Annotated in this window: 11 protein-coding genes; 7 read left to right on the top strand and 4 right to left on the bottom strand. The window is 69.9% G+C overall.

Translation table 11 applies throughout. The annotated features are described in order from the left end of the window. Positions 1-19: 19 nt before the first annotated feature. A complete protein-coding gene (gene rraA / locus IU449_RS20080) occupies positions 20-520 on the bottom strand; it encodes a ribonuclease E activity regulator RraA (protein WP_195003634.1) in 501 nt (166 codons plus the stop codon). 123 nt (positions 521-643) lie between these two features. Between rraA and lysX the strand changes: the two genes are divergently transcribed. From lysX to IU449_RS20065, 3 genes are all read left to right on the top strand, one after another. Beyond that, positions 644-3,961 (top strand): bifunctional lysylphosphatidylglycerol synthetase/lysine--tRNA ligase LysX, encoded by a 3,318-nt coding sequence (gene lysX / locus IU449_RS20075; protein WP_195003633.1) that lies wholly within the window; start codon positions 644-646, stop codon positions 3,959-3,961. A gap of 124 nt (positions 3,962-4,085) precedes the next feature. After that, the gene (locus IU449_RS20070; protein ID WP_195003632.1) at positions 4,086-4,604 is read left to right on the top strand and encodes a hypothetical protein; all 519 of its coding nucleotides are present in this window, start codon (positions 4,086-4,088) and stop codon (positions 4,602-4,604) included. Between the two features lie 424 nt (positions 4,605-5,028). Continuing rightward, a complete protein-coding gene (locus IU449_RS20065; protein WP_195003631.1) occupies positions 5,029-5,643 on the top strand; it encodes a histidine phosphatase family protein in 615 nt (204 codons plus the stop codon). Positions 5,644-5,856: 213 nt separating this feature from the next. Here IU449_RS20065 and IU449_RS20060 read toward each other — a convergent pair whose 3' ends face one another. The 3 genes from IU449_RS20060 to gltB all read right to left on the bottom strand — a co-directional run bounded on the left by IU449_RS20060 (position 5,857) and on the right by gltB (position 13,255). Continuing rightward, complete coding sequence (locus IU449_RS20060) at positions 5,857-6,756, bottom strand: cutinase family protein (RefSeq protein ID WP_195003630.1); 900 nt, start codon at positions 6,754-6,756, stop codon at positions 5,857-5,859. A 323-nt stretch (positions 6,757-7,079) separates the two neighbouring features. Further along, positions 7,080-8,549 (bottom strand): glutamate synthase subunit beta, encoded by a 1,470-nt coding sequence (locus tag IU449_RS20055; protein ID WP_195003629.1) that lies wholly within the window; start codon positions 8,547-8,549, stop codon positions 7,080-7,082. A 59-nt stretch (positions 8,550-8,608) separates the two neighbouring features. Next, complete coding sequence (gene gltB / locus IU449_RS20050) at positions 8,609-13,255, bottom strand: glutamate synthase large subunit (protein ID WP_195003628.1); 4,647 nt, start codon at positions 13,253-13,255, stop codon at positions 8,609-8,611. Positions 13,256-14,257: 1,002 nt separating this feature from the next. Here gltB and IU449_RS20045 point away from each other — a divergent pair. Genes IU449_RS20045 through IU449_RS20030 form a run of 4 tightly spaced genes read left to right on the top strand, consistent with a single transcriptional unit; the run spans position 14,258 to position 18,849 of the window. Next, positions 14,258-15,910, top strand: a complete 1,653-nt coding sequence (locus IU449_RS20045; RefSeq protein WP_195003627.1) for a DUF4407 domain-containing protein — start codon at positions 14,258-14,260, stop codon at positions 15,908-15,910. Positions 15,911-15,920: 10 nt separating this feature from the next. Further along, positions 15,921-16,799, top strand: coding sequence for a hypothetical protein (locus IU449_RS20040; protein WP_195003626.1), 879 nt, complete (start codon positions 15,921-15,923; stop codon positions 16,797-16,799). Next, positions 16,796-17,818: a DUF4129 domain-containing protein gene (locus IU449_RS20035; RefSeq protein ID WP_195003625.1), complete on the top strand. Its 1,023-nt coding sequence runs from the start codon at positions 16,796-16,798 to the stop codon at positions 17,816-17,818. The genes IU449_RS20040 and IU449_RS20035 overlap by 4 nt, the downstream gene beginning before the upstream one ends. Further along, the gene (locus IU449_RS20030; protein WP_416382193.1) at positions 17,815-18,849 is read left to right on the top strand and encodes an AAA family ATPase; all 1,035 of its coding nucleotides are present in this window, start codon (positions 17,815-17,817) and stop codon (positions 18,847-18,849) included. The genes IU449_RS20035 and IU449_RS20030 overlap by 4 nt, the downstream gene beginning before the upstream one ends.

The following is an 18,849-nucleotide window of genomic DNA, read 5'->3' as shown; positions in this document are numbered from 1 at the left end:
TCCGGCCCCGGAGGCCGGCTCACTGCGCGCGGACCACCACGCCGTCGTGATCGCTGTAGAGCATTTCGCCCGGCACGAAGGTCACGCCGCCGAATTCCACCGGCACATCGCGTTCGCCACTGCCGGTCTGGGTGCTCTTGCGCGGATTGGTGCCCAGCGCCTTCAGCCCGATGTCGAGGGTGCGCAGAATCGCCGAGTCGCGGACCGCGCCGTTCACGACGACGCCTGCCCAGCCGTTGTCCACACCGCGTCCGGCGATGATGTCGCCGACCAGGGCGGTGTGCACGCTGGCGCCGCCGTCGACGACGAGCACCTTGCCCTCGCCCGGCTCACCGAGGGTCTGCTTCACCAGCAGATTGTCCTGGAAGCAGCGGATCGTGGTGATCCGGCCGGAAAAGACGGCACGGCCGCCGAATTGGATGAACTGGGTATCGCAGCTACGGATCTCGGGGCCGATCTCGTCGGCCAGATCCGCCGTCGCGATCTCGGTGGTCGAATCGACATTCGCTGGTTCGGACATGAGTAGATTGTCCCCCGCCCACGCGCACCGGTTCCCCCGACCCCCGTCCGAGCGCGGCGCGGACCTGGGCGAACCGGCGTGGCACCTCCGCGATTCGTACCCGGATGCGTCCACACTGTTTCGGTGACTTCCTCGCCAGAGCGTCCATCTCCCGCCCCGGCTCACGAGGCACCGGCGGCATCCGTGCCACACCGCGCCCACGGCGCGCTGCGTGAGGTGCCACACCGGGCGGGTCTGGCGCTCGGCGTCTTCGCGGCGGCCTGCCTGCTGTGGAGCCTGTCACCGACGCTGCGGTATCTCACCGGGCCACCGCGCCGCTATGTCGACGACTACTACTTCGACGCGCCCGACACCAATGTCATGTGGGCATTGATCGTGGGTCTGCTGGCGGGGGCGGTCGCGGCGCGCAAGCGGATCGCCTGGTGGTTGCTCACCGCCTATCTCCTGGTGTTCGCGGTGTCCAACGCGATCGAATTCGCCGACGACCGCGATGTGAACGCTCTTGCGGCCATGCTGGTGCAACTGGCGGTCGTCGGCGTGCTGATCGCGGCCTGGCCGCAGTTCTATACGCGGGTCCGGCGCGGCGCGGGCCTGCGGGCACTGGGGGTGCTGATCGGCGGCCTCGCGGTGGGGTGCCTGCTCGGATGGGGGCTGGTCGAACTCTTCCCCGGCACGTTGCCGCCGGGCTGGCAGCGACCCGGCTGGGCGGTCTATCGGGTGACCGCGGCGATCTTCGTGGAGAACGAGCATTTCGACGGGCGGCCACGGGCTTTCGTGAACCTGTTGCTCGGCGTGTTCGGCGCGGTGGCGCTGTTGGCGGCGGCGATCACGCTGCTGCGGTCCCAGCGCGCGACCAACGCCATGACGGGCCTGGACGAATCGGCCATCCGCGGACTGCTGGAGCGCTCGGACGTAGCCGATTCGCTGGGCTATTTCGCCACCCGCCGGGACAAGGCGGTGGTCTTCGCACCCAGCGGCAAGGCGGCGCTGACCTACCGCGTCGAACTCGGCGTGTGCCTGGCGGGCGGCGACCCGATCGGCGTGCACGAGGCCTGGCCGCACGCCATCGACGCCTGGCTGCGGTTGGCCGACCACTACGGCTGGACCCCCGCGGTGATGGGTGCGAGCGAGGCGGGCGCGAGCGCCTACCGCCGGGCCGGGCTCTCCGCGCTGCGACTCGGCGACGAGGCGGTGTTGGAGACCAAGGGGTTCTCGCTGTCCGGGCCGGAGCTGCGCCAGGTACGACAAGCCGCCAACCGGTTGCGCAAACACGGTGTGCGCGTGCGTATCCGGCGGCACCGCGAGATACCGGCCACCGAGTTGCCGCACATCACCGCGCGCGCGGACGCCTGGCGTGACACCGAGACCGAACGGGGTTTCTCGATGGCGCTCGGCAGGCTCGGCGACCCGCTCGACGGCGACTGTCTGCTGGTGGAGGCGGTGAACGGGCAGGACCGGGTGCTGGCCATGCTCTCACTGGTGCCGTGGGGGCGCACCGGGGTCTCGCTGGAGCTGATGCGGCGTGACCCGCAGAGTCCCAACGGCGTGATGGAGTTGATGATCTCGCAGCTGGCGCTGAACTCCGAGCAGTACGGCATCACCGAGATCTCGCTCAACTTCGCGGTGTTCCGTTCGGTGTTCGACGAGGGCGCACGTATCGGAGCGGGGCCGGTGCTGCGGCTGTGGCGCGGTGTGCTGCTGTTCTTCTCGCGCTGGTGGCAGCTCGAGGCGCTGTACCGCTCCAATATGAAGTACCACCCCCGCTGGGTGCCGCGGTTCTTCCTGTTCGAAGAGCGCAGACACCTGCCCAGGGTCGCGGTGGCGAGCGCTCTGGCCGAAGGCTTCCTGCCCCGCTGGGGCGACGCGCAGGACGCGAGCACCCACACCGGCGACCGCAGCGCCGTGCCCGCGGGCATGACCGGACTGCACGCCGACGGCAGCCCGCCGGACTGGCCGAAACCCGAACTGCTGGCATCGGGTCCGCGCAGGCCGGATCAGGTGCGGGTGCGCCTGGACAAGCTGGACCGGATGACTGCCGCGGGCCTGGAGGCCTACCCGGTCGCCTATCCTCCGACGCACACCGTCGCCGCCGCACGGCATTCGCCGCGCGGCACCACGGTGCGGGTGTGCGGGCGGATGCTTCGCCTGCGCGATCACGGCGGCGTGATCTTCGCCCAGTTGCGCGACTGGTCCGCCGACATCCAGCTGGTGCTCGACCGCGAGCGTACCGGCGCGCAACGGATGGCCGGCTTCGCCGAGTACTGCGATCTGGGGGATCTGGTCGAGGTCAGCGGCCGGATCGGGCGCAGCCGCAGCGGCGAACTCTCGCTGCTGGTCGCGGACTGGCGGATGCTCGGCAAATGCCTGCACCCGTTGCCGGACAAATGGAAGGGCCTGGCCGATCCGGAAGCGCGGGTGCGCAACCGCTACGTGGACATGGCGATCAACCCCGAGGCCCGCGACCTGCTGGCCAAGCGCAGCGCGGTGGTGCGCTCGCTGCGCGACTCGCTCAACGCCTGGGGCTATCTGGAGGTGGAGACCCCGATCCTGCAGCAGGTGCACGGCGGGGCGAACGCCACCCCGTTCACCACCCACATCAACGCCTACGATCTGGACCTCTATCTGCGCATCGCCCCCGAGCTGTACCTGAAACGGCTGTGTGTGGGCGGGATGGAGAAGGTCTTCGAGCTCGGCCGCACCTTCCGCAACGAGGGCGTGGACTTCAGCCACAACCCGGAATTCACCATCCTCGAGGCCTACGAGGCACACAGCGACTACCTGCGCATGATGGACATCTGCAGGCAGCTCATCCAGAACGCGGCGATGGCCGCGCACGGATCCGTGGTCGCCATGCGGCCGGGGACAGACGGCATCGCGATTCCGGTCGACATCTCCGGCGAGTGGCCGGTGCAGACCGTGCACGCCGCGGTCTCGGCGGCCGCGGGCGCGCGGGTGACTCCGAGGACCGGCGAGGACGAACTGCGCGTGCTGTGCGACAAGCTCGACATCGCCTACCAGCCGGGCTGGGACGCCGGTCAGATCGTGCTCGAGATGTACGAGCACCTGGTGGAGCACCGCACCGAGGAACCGACCTTCTACATCGACTTCCCGACCTCGGTGTCCCCCCTGACCCGCGCGCATCGCAGCACCCCCGGCGTCGCCGAGCGCTGGGATCTGGTCGCCTGGGGCGTGGAACTGGGCACCGCCTACAGCGAACTCACCGACCCGGTGGAACAGCGGCGCAGGCTCACCGAGCAGTCCGTGCTCGCCGCCAACGGCGACCCCGAGGCGATGGAACTCGACGAGGACTTCCTCCGAGCCCTCGAACACGCCATGCCGCCGACCGGCGGTCTCGGCATGGGCGTGGACCGCATCGTCATGATGATCACCGGCCGCAGCATTCGCGAGACGCTGCCCTTCCCGTTGGTCAGGCCCCACTGAGGGAAACGCCACCCGGGGATCACCGCAGGACACGCGGAGGCCGGTTAACAGCGTCGGTTCGCGCGCGATAACCTGTCGGGTCCGGCCGGGAGGAGCCGGGAAACTACACACGGAATGGGGGGCCATGTACGTCGACGTACTGACCACCACGGGCCTGCTCGACCACACGGTCTGGGCGAACCCGGAAACACTGCTCGCCTCGAACGACTACGCACAGGCTGTCGAGTACCTGGCCAAGAAGCGCAACCGCGGCAGCGGCTCGGGAGGCGGCGGCTACATCATCGGTGGCATCTGCTGCCTGCTGTTCGTCATCGCCCTGGTGGTCGGCATCTATCTGCTGACCAAGAAGAAGAACAACGACCGAGCGGGGAACGGGCAACCACCTCACGGTGGTTCCGCACAGCCGCCCTACGGTGCGCCCGGTGGTCAGCCGCCCTACGGTGCGCCCGGTGGTCAGCCGCCCTACGGTGCGCCGGGTGGTCAGCCGGCCTACGGTCAGCCCTACGGTCAGTCGACCGGCGACCAGCCCCTCGGGGGACAACCCTACGGTCAGCCCCCGTATCCGGGTCAGCCCCCGTACGGTGCACCCGGTGGTCAGCCGCCCTACGGCCCGCCCGGTGGTCAGCCGCCCTACGGTGCGTAAAGCGGTCGGCCGATCCGTGGTCGGCCACCGCACGGTGGGTCCGGGCCCGAGGGCGGGCCGGCGCTCCGCACGGAGGTTCCGCCCGGTCGCGCCGGAGCTGTCCGGCACCGGCTCGACGGGCTCCGGCATTCGACCCCGTCGGCGCGCGGGTTCCCTCGACCCGCTCCTCGACCACGTCGGCCGCACCGCCGTACCCGCCCTGCAGAGCGGGCGGACCACTGCGGACCTCACCCGGCATGCGCGGACCCGTCTCCGTGCCGGGTGCGGCCCCGCGGTGGTCTCCACGAGTCTGCAAGGACGGCAACGTCTCCTACGACGTGCCTCGGCCGTGGTCGTGCACGCGGATCGCCTCGCGGCCGTCACGGTGAACGCCCGCCTCGCCCCTGCCGCACGCCCGGCCTCACCGGTGCGGCACAGTGAACGGGTGCAGTTGATCCTTGTCCGCCATGCCCAGCCACTGCGGCTGACCGCCACGTCCGGTCCCGCCGATCCGGATCTCGCGGAGATCGGACGCGAACAGGCCGCTCGGGTGCCCGCCGCGCTCGCTCACCACCACCGGATCAGCCGGGTGCTGAGCAGCCCGCAGGCACGGGCCCGTCAGACCGCCGCCCCGACCGCCGACAAGCTCGGCCTGCCGGTCGACATCGTCGACGATCTGGCCGAATACGACCGGGATCTGCCCGCCTACATCCCCGTCGAGGACGCCAAGATCGAGTTCCGCGACGCCTACGAGCGGATCAAGGCCGGGCACCTACCCGAGCAGATCGACGAGACCGCGTTCGTCGCCCGGGTGCTGCGCGCGGTCGACGAGATCGCCGCGGGCACCGAGCCGGACGACACCGTGGTGGCGTTCGCGCACGGCGGCGTGGTGAACGTGTTGCTGCAGCATGTGCTCGGCCTGCCACGCCCGCTCACCTTCCCGATCGACTACTGCTCGATCACCCGCGTGCTGTTCTCGCGTACCGGCCGCCGCAGCGCGGCCACGGTGAACGAGAACGGCCACGTCTGGGACCTGCTGCCCCGCAACCAGGGCCGCTGACCGGCGCTCACAGCGAATCCGGAGGCCGGTCGCAGAACCGCCGATCACCCCGGTCAGCACGGCCCGCACTATCCGTTCCCCTTGCCCGCTGTGCCGCAGCACCTTCCGCTGCCGTCCCCCGGTTCCGCGGGCTGACGCGCCGACGGCCCGTCCCCCAGGGCGGGGGAACGGGCCGTTGCGTCCGTGGCGACGTCCGGTGAGAACAGCCCGGGCTCAGGCCATCCCGGCAATCCAGTTGTGCATCCAGCTGATCGCGGTCTGCCCACCACCGACGGAGTAGCTGCCGTAGGCCGTGTGCGTCTGCGACTTGTAGAAGCGCTCGATGTCGTCGACGCGCTTCTGATTCGCCGGCTCCGAAAGCTGTGACTGCAGCACCGACACGCCGCCGTGGGCCATCAGATCGTTGATGATCGCGCCTGCCTCCAGCTGGTAGCGCCAGACGTTGGCCGGGTTGGCATCCGAACTCTGCGCCAGGAAACCGGCGAACCGGGTGACGAAATCGTCGGTGGCCGTGGCGCAGTAGAGATCGTCGACCGCGCAGATCGTGCGCACCCGGTCGGAGACCCAGCCGAAGCCACCGGGCCGCGGGCCGCCCGCGCCCGCACCGGGAGCGATCGGGCCGACCTGGACGTCGGTGGGCGAGCGCCGCGGATCCGAGATCAGGCCGACGCCCGCGATCCTGCTCGCGGGCACCGCGCCGAGGCCGGTACCGATCTCGGCCGCCAGATCGCCCGCGGCGTCGGCGCCCTGGCTGTAGCCGACCACCGCCATCTTGGTCTCGCCGCAGCGCAACGCCATCCGGCTGAGCAGGCCGCGCGCATTGACGACGGCTTCCCTCTTGGAATTGCCGTACGCCTCGCCCTCCCACGGGAAGGCGGTCGCCGCGTAGGTCACGTAATCGACCTCGACGGAGCGGGGCAGCCCACGGGTGACACCGGACAGCATGCCCGGCTGGGGCTGCTTGTCGTGGCCGGTCTCCCACGTTCCCGGGATCGCCACGACATACAGACTCGGGCACGGCGCGGCCACCGCCGTCGCCGCGCTACCCACCATCAGACCGGAGGCAATCGCCGCCGAGGCACCCAGCCCGGCGACCGCCTTCTTCCACCGCATACCGCTCCAGTTCGACCTGTGCCCCACGCGGGAGCAGCCCCGACAAAGTTCGCGCTGATCATGCTGGACCCTGCGGATTTCGCGTCGGTGAACACACGGTTTCTTCCGGCCACCCACTCCGGGATCGCAGTTCAATCGTCCTCACCTTAGGGCGCGCACCGCGCGCCCGCCATTCGGACCGGCGATTCGGCGACGAATTGCCCTACCCATCCATCGGCGACCTGGCGGAACAGGCTGTGCCACGCCGACGAAAAGCGCCCGTGGACGAGTCGTCCACGGGCGCCTGAGGTTTCGCGCGGGCGATCAGCCGCGCGGTGGTCAGCTCAGCGCTGGGCCACCATGGTGGGGGTGATCGGCGCGGGCAGCGCGGTCTCGCCCTCCAGGTACGCATCGACCGCCGAGGCCGCGGCGCGGCCCTCGGCGATGGCCCACACGATCAGCGACTGGCCGCGGCCCATGTCGCCCGCGACGAAGACGCCGGGCACATTGGTGGCCCAGCCCTTGTCGCGCTGCACATTGCCGCGCTGGTCGTAGCCGACGCCCAGATCGGTGAGCAGGCCGCCCTTCTCGGGGCCGACGAAGCCCATCGCCAGCAGCACCAGATCGGCTTCGAGGGTGAAGTCGGTGCCCGCGACCTTCTCGAAGCGGCCGTTGACCATCTTCACCTCGTGCGCCTCGAGACCGGTGACGTGGCCGTCCTTGCCGACGAAACGCTCGGTGTTGACCGAGAACACTCGCTCGCCGCCCTCCTCGTGCGCCGAGGACACCCGGTACATCAGGGGGTAGGTCGGCCACGGGGTCGAGGCGGCGCGCTCCTCCGGCGGACGCGGCATGATCTCGAACTGGTGCACCGACACCGCACCGTGCCGGTGCGAGGTGCCCAGGCAGTCCGCGCCGGTGTCGCCGCCGCCGATGATGACGACCTTCTTGCCCTTGGCGTGGATGGGCGGCAGCCCGTCGGCGTCGGTGACCGGATCACCGTGCTGCACCCGGTTGGCCCAGGGCAGGAACTCCATCGCCTGATGGATGCCGTCCAGCTCACGACCGGGGATCGGCAGGTCGCGGGCCTGGGTGGCGCCACCGGCCAGCACGACCGCGTCGAACTGCTCGCGCAGTTCCTCGGCGGTGATGTCCACACCGACGTTCACGCCGGTGCGGAAGATGGTGCCCTCGGCCTCCATCTGCGCCAGACGGCGGTCGATGAAGCGCTTCTCCATCTTGAATTCCGGGATGCCGTAGCGCAGCAGGCCGCCGATGCGGTCGGCGCGCTCGAACACCGTGACGGTGTGACCGGCGCGAGTCAGCTGCTGCGCGGCGGCCAGACCGGCCGGGCCGGAGCCCACGACGGCGACCTTCTTGCCGGTCAGGCGGGTCGGGTAGACCGGGGTCACCCAGCCCTCGTCGAAGGCGTTCTCGATGATCTCGACCTCGACCTGCTTGATCGTGACCGGATCCTGGTTGATGCCGAGCACACAGGAGGCCTCACACGGCGCCGGGCACAGCCGCCCGGTGAACTCCGGGAAGTTGTTGGTCGCGTGCAGCCGGTCGATGCCCTCGCGCCAGCGGTCCTTGTACACCAGGTCGTTCCACTCGGGAATCAGATTCCCCAGCGGACAACCGTTGTGACAGAACGGAATACCGCAGTCCATGCAGCGGCTGGCCTGGGTCTGCAGGGTCTCGTGCGAGAACTTGTCCTCGTAGACCTCTTTCCAGTCCAGCAGCCGCAGCGGAACCGGGCGCCGGGCGGGCAGCTCCCGCTTGGTGTGCTTCAGAAATCCCTGTGGGTCAGCCACGAGCGGCCTCCGTCTTCTCGCCTCTCAACAACTCGCCGGCGTCTTGACCGCGTCTCACGTCAGCCACGAGCGGCCTCCATGATCGCCTCGTCGACATCCTTCCCGGCCTTTTCGGCCTCGGAGATGGCGAGCAGAACCTTCTTGTATTCGCGCGGCATGACCTTCACGAAATGATTCACCTGCTGGGACCAATCGCTGAGGATGCGATCGGCGACCGCCGAACCGGTCTTGTCGCGGTGTTCGGTGATGATGTCGCGCAGCCAGGTGAAATCGTCGCCGGACAGCTGCTCGAGCGCCTCGCGCTGCTCCGGGCTCACCTGGGTGACGAACGTGGCATCGGGGTCGTAGACGAAGGCGACGCCGCCGGACATACCGGCGCCGAAGTTACGCCCGGTCGCGCCGAGGATCACCACGCGGCCACCGGTCATGTACTCGCAGCCGTGGTCGCCCACGCCTTCGACGACCGCCGTCGCGCCCGAGTTGCGCACCGCGAACCGCTCACCGACCACGCCGTTGATGAACGCCTTGCCGCTGGTCGCGCCGAACAGGATCACGTTGCCGGCGATGATGTTGTTCTCGGCGACGAAGTCCTCGGGGGCGTTCGGCGCCGGGCGGACCACCAGGTGACCACCCGAGAGACCCTTGCCGACATAGTCGTTCGCGTCGCCCTGCACCCGCAGCGTGATGCCCGCGGGGACGAAGGCGCCGAAGCTGTTGCCCGCCGAACCGGTGAAGGTGATGTCGATGGTGTCGTCGGGCAGGCCCGCGCCACCGTAGAGCTTGGTCACCTCGTGGCCGAGCATGGTGCCGACCGTCCGGTTCACGTTGGTGATCTTGGTTTCGATCTTGACCGGCTTGCCGAGCTCGAGGGCGTCGCGCGCCTCGGTGATGAGCTGCTGATCCAGCGCCTTGTCCAGGCCGTGGTCCTGGGTCTTGGTGCAGCGGCGGTCCTGGAACATGAACGCCGTCTCGATGTCGTCGAGGATCGGCGAGAGATCCAGCTTGCTGGCCTTCCAGTGCTGCTTGGCCTTGGTGGTGTCGAGCAGGTCGACCCGGCCGATGGCCTCGTCCAGCGTGCGGAAGCCCAGCTGCGCCAGCAGTTCACGCACCTCTTCGGCGATGAACTCGAAGAAGTTCACCACGAACTCCGGCTTGCCGGTGAAGCGCTCGCGCAGCACCGGGTTCTGGGTGGCGACGCCGACCGGGCAGGTGTCCAGGTGGCACACGCGCATCATGATGCAGCCCGAGACCACCAGCGGAGCGGTGGCGAAACCGTACTCCTCGGCGCCGAGCAGCGCGGCGATCATCACGTCGCGGCCGGTCTTCATCTGGCCGTCGACCTGCACCACGATGCGGTCGCGCAGGCCGTTGAGCAGCAGCGTCTGCTGGGTCTCGGCCAGGCCGAGCTCCCAGGGGCCGCCCGCGTGCTTGAGCGAGGTCAGCGGCGAGGCACCGGTGCCGCCGTCGTGACCGGAGATCAGCACCACGTCAGCGTGCGCCTTGGAGACGCCCGCGGCGACGGTGCCGACACCGGGCTCGGCGACGAGTTTCACGTGGATCCGAGCCTGCGGGTTCGCGTTCTTCAGGTCGTGGATCAGCTGCGCCAGATCCTCGATCGAGTAGATGTCGTGGTGCGGCGGCGGGGAGATCAGGCCGACGCCCGGCGTCGAGTGCCGCACCTCGGCGACCCACGGGTACACCTTGTGCGCGGGCAGCTGGCCGCCCTCGCCCGGCTTGGCGCCCTGGGCCATCTTGATCTGGATGTCGGTGCAGTTGGTCAGGTAGTGCGCGGTCACGCCGAAGCGGCCGGAGGCCACCTGCTTGATCGCGCTGCGCCGCCAGTCGCCGTTGTCCTCGGCCTCGAAGCGCGCCGGATGCTCGCCGCCCTCACCGGAGTTCGAGCGGCCGCCGATCCGGTTCATCGCGATCGCCAGCGTCTCGTGCGCCTCCGAGGAGATCGAGCCGTAGCTCATCGCGCCGGTGGAGAAGCGCTTGACGATCTCGGAGACGGGCTCGACCTCGTCGATCGAGATCGGCGCGCGCGCACCGGACTTGAACTTGAACAGGCCGCGCAGCGATGCCAGCCGCTCGGACTGGTCGTCGACCAGCTTCGTGTACTCCTTGAAGATCGAGTACTGACCCGAGCGGGTCGCGTGCTGCAGCTTGAACACCGTGTCCGGGTTGAACAGGTGGTACTCGCCCTCACGGCGCCACTGGTACTCACCGCCGACCTCGAGTTCGCGGTGCGCGCGCTCGTTGCGGTTCTCCAGGAAGGCGACCCGGTGCCGGGCGGCGACGTCGGCGGCGATCTCGTCGAGACCGATGCCGTCCAGCGGCGAGCGCAGACCGGTGAAGTACTCGTCGACCAGGCTCTGCGACAGACCGATGACCTGGAACAGCTGCGCGCCGTTGTAGGAGGCCATGGTGGAGATGCCCATCTTGGACATCACCTTCAGCACGCCCTTGCCCGCGCCCTTGATGTAGTTCGCGACGGCCTTCTCGTAGTCCGTGGCGACGCTGCCGGTGCCCAGCTCGAGCGCGCCGCGCTCGATCATGTCCTCGATCGTCTCGAAGGCCATGTAGGGGTTGATCGCGCCGGCGCCGAAGCCGACCAGCATGGCCATGTGGTGCACCTCGCGGGCGTCACCGGCCTCCACGATCAGGCCGACCTTGGTACGGGTGCGCTCGCGCACGAGGTGGTGGTGCACCGAGGAGGTCAGCAGCAGCGACGGGATCGGAGCCAGCTTCTCGTTCGACTCGCGGTCGGAGAGCACGATGAGCTTGGCGCCGCCCTCGATGGCGGCCGAGACCTGGGTGTTGATGGCCCGCAGCGCCCGGCGCAGCCCTTCGCCGCCGTCCTTGACCTGGTACAGGCCGCGCACGACCACCGAACGCAGCTCCGGCTGGGAGCCGTCGTCGTTGATGTGGACCAGCTTGGCCAGCTCGTCGTTGTCCAGGATCGGCTGCTCGATGGCGATCTGCTTGCACGACTCCGGGCCGGGGTGCAGCAGGTCGGCCTCGGTGCCGAGGTTGCGCTTGAGGCTGGTGACGACCTCTTCCCGGATGGCGTCCAGCGGCGGGTTGGTGACCTGCGCGAACAGCTGGGAGAAGTAGTCGAACAGCAGCCGCGGGCGCGCGGAGAGCACGGCGATCGGGGTGTCGGTACCCATGGAGCCCAGCGCCTCGCCGCCGGTCTTGGCCATCGGCGAGATCAGCAGGCTCAGTTCCTCGTTGGTGTAACCGAAGATCTGCTGGCGGATCAGCACGCGATCGTGCGACATGTGCACGTGCGGGCGGTCGGGCAGGTCGGCCAGCCGGGTGACGCCCTCGTCCAGCCACTGCTGGTAGGGGTGCTCGGCGGCGAGCTGGGTCTTGATCTCGTTGTCGTCGACGATGCGACCCTGCGAGGTGTCGACCAGGAACATGCGACCCGGCTGCAGGCGGGCCTTGCGGACCACCTTGGACGGATCGATGTCGAGCACGCCGACCTCGGAGGCCATCACGACCAGGCCGTCCTCGGTCACCCAGACGCGGCTGGGGCGCAGGCCGTTGCGGTCGAGCACGGCGCCGACCACGGTGCCGTCGGTGAAGCAGACCGAGGCCGGGCCGTCCCACGGCTCCATCAGCATGGAGTGGTACTCGTAGAAGGCGCGCAGCTGCGGGTCCATGCTGTCGTGGCGTTCCCATGCCTCGGGAATCATCATCAGCACGGCGTGCGGCAGCGGGCGACCGCCCAGGTGCAGCAGCTCGAGGACCTCGTCGAAGCGAGCGGTGTCGCTGGCCTTCGGGGTACAGACGGGGAAGATCTTGGCCAGCCGGTTGTTGCCCGCGGAGTCGGTGCCGAATACGTCGCTGTTCAGCAGCGCCTCCCGCGCGCGCATCCAGTTCTCGTTGCCGGTGACGGTGTTGATCTCACCGTTGTGCGCCACGCGGCGGAACGGATGGGCCAGCGGCCACGAGGGGAAGGTGTTGGTGGAGAACCGGGAGTGCACGATGCCCAGCGCCGACTCGACACGGTCGTCCTGCAGATCCAGGTAGAACGCGCGCAGCTGCGGGGTGGTGAACATGCCCTTGTAGACGAAGGTCTGCCCGGACAGGCTAGGGAAGTAGACCGTCTCGCGGCCGGTCGCACCCTCGCCGGCGCCCTGGTTGCCGAGCTCGTGCTCGACGCGCTTGCGGATGACGTAGGCGCGCCGCTCCAGATCCATGCCGGAGAGCTGCTCGGCCGAATTCTTCGGAGAGGCGATGAAGATCTGCCGGAAGGTGGGCATGGCGTCGCGCGCCAGGGCACCGAGCGAGCTCTCGTCGATCGGCACCTCGCGCCAGCCGAGAACCTCGAGGCCCTCTTCCTTGACGATCTTCTCCACGCCGTAGGACGCGCGGGCGGCCTCACGCCGCGCCTGCGGCAGGAAGGCGATGCCGGAGGCATAGGATCCCTCGGGCGGCAGCTCGAATCCGGCCACGGCACGGAAGAAGCGGTCCGGAATCTGGATCAGGATGCCCGCGCCGTCGCCGGAGTTCGGCTCGGCGCCCGCGGCACCGCGGTGTTCCAGGTTCAACAGGGCCGTGATGGCCTTGTCGACGATGTCGCGGCTACGACGGCCGTGCATGTCGACGACGAATGCGACGCCACAGGCGTCGTGTTCGTTCGCCGGGTCGTAGAGACCGATGGGTCCAGGTGACCTGTGGCCAGGAAGTTGCGTCATGCCTCTGCCTTCAAGAAAGTGGCCTTCGGAGAAAGACCTCGAGGAAAACGGTCTTTCGTTGAACGCCTCCGTCAAGACTGCGCCCGTACGATCCGGAAACCAGCCGCGCTGATGGTCTTCGGCGTGCAGTCACGTCTCCAGTTGTCCACCCGCTGGTTCATACAAGTGGGTGCTCGGCGGTAACGGAACGCTTACACGTTCCTTACCTCCGCGCGGGTGCTCGCCCACTACTGTGGGCACCGGCTTCGAGAGCCCGAGCAGGCGAGGTGCCGAACGTTGTGGCGTTCGGCGTAAGAGCAAACGATAAGTCAGGTCCGGGGCCCAACAAACTTAGGTAGTACTAATCACCTGGTCTAGCTGGGCTTCTTCCAATCGGTCCTCCACGTGTGCGCGTTGTCCAGTGTAAAGCAGGCCATCGGCCCCGATCGATCCCCGGGCACCGGGTGCCAGGGGCGCGAAGGAGGGCGGTCGAGCGGGCGGGCGCGGCGCCCACCGAACCTCGGAAGCGGCCGCTACCTGCATCGAAGATGATTTCCCAGCGCTCCGCAGCGGCAAACCAACGTCGTCGCGGCTAACTCCCGGGCCGTCCGGTGAGACATTTCCGACACCGGGTGCGACAGGCCGTTAACCTGATCCGACCGTCCGGGTTCTTTTTCCCACCGTGCGCTGCAGCACACTTCTGGCAACCGCTTCGCTATCGCACGGTTTCCGCCTCGCGAGCCGTTGCTCGCCGAACCCGTTGCGGCCCTGCGACGAAATCATCGGCCGTGGGTTCCGACGATCCGCGCCCCTTCCCGGGCAGCCCTCCCACCTCGATGAAAAGGGCGGCCGCCGAGGCGGCACGGTGGCGTAGCGGACGCCACGATGTGAGCCTGCCCACATCCATGCGGGCACGCTCGGTGTGTCGGGCTACGGCCTGTCACTCTGGCTCTCCGAATATCCGCTCGAATGTCCCGCGCCGCCACCCTCGCCTGACCGACGAATCCGGAGGAAGTGCAGTCCATGTCCGTCACCGGAACGCTCATCCGGCTCGGTGGCGCGCAACCGAGTGCGCTCGGCGAAGCGTACGAGCGCGCAGGCTATGCCCTCACCGGGGCGGCGGTCGCGGTGGCGGCGCTGGTGGCCGGCGGTGTCGCCGCGGCCGCGAGCGCACCGATGTGGCCGGTCGCCGTGGTGGCGGCCGTCGCCGCCGCGGTGGCCGCGGTGGCGGGGGTGATCGCCAGGGCACTGGTCTCCTCGCCGGGCACCGCGCCGCGCAGACTCTGGTTCCTCGGGCGGGTGCTGCTCGCCCTAGCCCTCGGCGCGTTCCTCGGCGAAGCCGCCACCGTCGTGGCCGAGGATGCCGCCATCGATCGCATCCTCGACGAAAAGGCGCACGCCGCTGCGCAATCCGCGCCGGGCGTGATGACGGCCCGCACCGCCCTCGAGCGCGCTCTCGCCGAGCGGGCGTCGCTGGCGGGCACGATCGCCGACGCCGAGGCCGAGGCCGATCGGGCGCTGGTCACCGCGCGCTGCGAGTTCAATCCGACCGAACAGTGCCCGGCCACCAGGATCACCGGTGTCCCCGGTGACGGTCCCGAGCACCGGACCGCACAGGCCGTGCTCGACGACGCCCGCGACCGGCTCTCCGCCGCACGCGACCTGGCCCCCGAACTGGATCAGCGCGTCCGGGCCGCCGAACAGAGCCTGTCCGCGGCGTACGCCGCGGCCGAACTGACCGGCGATCGCGGCCCCGGCGCGCGCTGGGCGGCCATGCACCAGCACACCACCGCCTCGGCCACCGCACTGCTGCCCCGCCTGGCCGCACTGCTCGCCGGCCTGGTGATCGCCCTGCTGCCGTTGGCGGCGCGCCGCTGGCTGGGGGTGACCTCACTGGACCGCCACGCCGCGGCACGCGCGGCCGTGGACGCCGCCGAACGCGATGCAGAAACCGCCATCGCCGTGCAGCGCGCCCGGTTACGCGCCGCCGCCGCAGAAGTGCGTGCCGAACGCGAACTCGCCGCGGTCCGGCTGACGACCGCGGTCCCCACTACCGCTGCCCTGCCCGCGCCGGGCGAGGCTCTACCGGCCGCCGCGGGGACCCGATCGCCCGCAGTTGACGGATCACCTTCCGGATGGGGTGATTCGCCGTCGGTGGCTTCCGCGACAACCGCCGGAGTGGCCACAGCGGCCCCGGTCGCGACGGAAGCGGGCCCCGGCGCGAGCACCCCGGCGGTCGAGGGTTTCGGTGACGGGAAGCGCCATACCCGGGTGATCGCCGCGATCGGCGGACTGGAAATCGGGATCACCGAGTTCGCCCGGCCGGTCCGAGCCGTGCGGGAGCAGGACGGGTCCGATCTGCCCGTCCTGGGGAACCTGCCGTTCGCCGGATGGATCGGACCGCTGATGCCCTCGTTCGTCGTCGACGTCGTGGAGACCGCGACCCGACCGCTGCGGACCGCGCGCCGAGCCATCGATGAGGTCGAGGAACTCACCTTCACCCTGCGACACAACCGCACGATCACCGTGGCCGTGCGGGAGACAGCCCCCGAGGCGGGGATCTGGTCCGACCGTGCGGTCGGCGCGACGGTTGTGGACGTGGAACCGATGGTCGACGTGGAGCCGACGGTCGAGGCAGATTCCGGCGCCCACTCCCCCGGAACACGTTTCCACTAGACTCCGATCCGTGCTGCCAGCCGTTGATCCGGCCGGCGTCACCGGGGCGGGGGACGAACCGGCGCCGGGGTCGCCCGGACCCGTTCCCGTTCGCCCCCTCACCTTTCGTGAACTGCTGGATCTGCCGTTCGCGTTGATTCAGGCGAACCTCGCCACCCTGGCGCTTCTCGGCGGCGGGGCCGTCGCGCTGGCCGAACTCGCCGTCGCGCTGCTCACCGTGAGCGTCGCCGAACTCACCGGCGGCTCCGACGATGCCATCGGATGGACAGCGGTGCTGACCACGCTGGCCTGCGCCTGGATGATGCGCGCCGTCTTGCGCGGCACCGTCGTCCCGATCGCGCTGGCGTCCGTCTTCGGGCAGCGGATGCGCCCGCGCGCGGCGCTGGCCGCCCTGGCTACCCACGCCGTCCCGGCCCTCACGGCGCATCTGGTGTTCACGCTGGTGGGGGTCGGGGTGCTCGCGCTAGGCATCCTGCTGATCACTGTTCCGTTCGTCGTGGTCTGGCTCGGCTATCTGCGCGCCGGGCGGTTCCCGCTGCCCGCGGTGCTCTATGCCGAGCCGGTCTCCTATCGCGACGGGGTCGCCCGGACCAAGGTGCTCGCCTCCGGGGCGCAGTGGCGGCTGACCGGATTGTGGCTGCTGCAGCGCGGCTTGTTCGCGGTGTTGACGGTGCCGCTGTTCGGCCTGGCCATGTACGTCTCCGATGTCTCCGGCACCCGTATGTGGCCGGTGATCGTGTTGCTCACCTCGATGTCGCTGCTGCTGGCGGCATTCGCCGAGATCGTCGAATCCTGCTCGCGCGTGGTCCATTACATCGACGCGCGGTGCCGCAGGGAGGGGATGGACATCCGGGTGCCCACCTCCGGGCGGGATGGGTGGCGGACATGACCGAACACGATCGGCGAGCCCCCGAGCCGCCGCTGCTGGGAGCCGCGGCCGAGCATCGCGCCGCCGCCGAGGAGGCCGCCGCTCGCCGCGACTTCGACCGTGCGCTGCGGGAACGGTTCCGCGCGGTACTGCGCGGGATGGAACAGCGCGGCGTGCTCGAGACGCGCCGGTCGCGCACCGCCGACGAGACCGCCGCCGACGCCTCCACTGTGCTCCCGCTCGAGGTGTCCACCGAACTGGAGCCCGCCGCACGCACTTTCGACGAGGTCGTCTACGGCGGGCGCGGCGCCACCGAGGACGAATACCGCAGGCTCGAATACGCCGACACGTTCTCCGCGTCCGCGCCGCCACCGCGGCCCGAACCGGAGGTGCGCGAGGTCGTCGAGAAGGTGCCGCGCACCCGTCGCGGCGTGCTGCCGCTGCCCGCGCTGCTGCGCAGTCCCAGATTCTGGGCCGGTCTCGCGTCCGTGCTCGTGCTGGGTCTGCTGCTCTACGCGGCGCTGCATTCCTGCGCCGCGCCGACCGCGCCGCCACCCCCGCAGCCGCCGACGGATCTGCCGACGCCGCCCGACGACCCCGACCTGCCGCCGATCGAGGGCGAGGACTCGATCTTCTCTCGGCTGCCCGCGCCGCTGGCTTTCGGTGGACTGCAACTGCTCATCGCGTTCGCGCTGCTGATCTGGTGGCGGGCCAGGCGGCGCGGCGCGCTGGTGCGCGAGCCGCGCCCGGTGGAGGTCGCGGCCAACGAGCTGCTGGCCGGACAGGCCGCGCTGTACCGGCGCGGCGGCGACCACGACTACGTCGCGGCGAAACTGCGCGCCGCCGCACTGCGCCGGATCAGGCCCGAGCTCGGCGTGGCGGCCGACGCCGATCACGATGGGCTGGTGCGCGCGGTCGCCACCCGCACCGGGCTCGATCCCGGCCTGGTGTACGCGGCCATGTTCGCCCCGGTGCTCGACGCGTCCGCGCTGCGCGTGGTCGCCGCCCAGCTGGATCTGATCGAGACGGAGGTCCGATGACCACGGACATGACGAAATTCCCGGACGCCCCCGCCGGCTCCGCCCCGGCCGGCGGCGACCCGGCCGGCTCGGCACCGACCGCGGAGCAGGCGCTCGCCGCGCTCGCCGCGCTGCGCGCCGAGATCGGCAAAGCCGTCGTCGGCAACGACAACGCGGTGCTGTATCTGGTGCTCGCGCTGCTGTGCCGAGGCCACGTGCTGCTCGAGGGGGTGCCCGGTGTCGCCAAGACACTGCTGGTGCGCGCGCTGGCCACCTCGCTGGATCTCGAGCACGCCCGCGTGCAGTTCACCCCCGACCTGATGCCGGGCGATGTCACCGGATCGCAGATCTACGACCCGCATTCGGCCGAGTTCACCTTCCGTCACGGCCCGGTGTTCACCAATCTGCTCCTGGCCGACGAGATCAACCGCACCCCGCCGAAAACCCAGTCCGCGCTGCTGGAGTCGATGGAGGAACGGCAGGTCTCGGTGGACGGTCGGCCGCGGCCGCTGCCCGATCCGTTCGTGGTGATCGCCACCCAGAACCCGATCGAGCAGGAGGGCACCTACCCGCTGCCCGAGGCACAGCTGGACCGCTTCCTGTTCAAGGTCGATATCCAGCTGCCCGGTCGCGACGACGAGTTCCGTGTCCTGCAACGTCACGCCACCGGATTCGACCCGCGCGATCTGGCCGCTGCCGGTCTGCGCCCGGTCGCCGGGCCCGCGCATATCGCCGCGGCCCGCGCGGCCGTCGGCACGGTGGCAGTCAGCCCGGAAGTGCTCGCCTACATCGTGGATCTGTGCCGGGCGACCCGCAGCGCGCCCGCCGTTCGGCACGGTGCCTCCACCCGTGGCGCGACCGCCCTGATGTCCGCCGCCCGAGCATTGGCCTGGCTGAACGGGCGCGGCTTCACCACCCCCGACGACGTGAAGTTCGTGGCGACGACGGTGCTGCGGCACCGCCTGCAGCTGCGCCCGGAAGCGGAGTTGGACGGCGTCACCGCCGAGGCGGTGCTGGCCGGGCTGCTGCACTCGGTCCCGGTTCCGGTGTAG

Origin of the sequence: Nocardia higoensis, from assembly GCF_015477835.1 — a bacterium.
Classification (GTDB): Bacteria; Actinomycetota; Actinomycetes; order Mycobacteriales; family Mycobacteriaceae; genus Nocardia; species Nocardia higoensis_A.
Note: the sequence above shows the minus strand (reverse complement) of the source record. Positions and strands in the feature narration are given on the sequence as shown.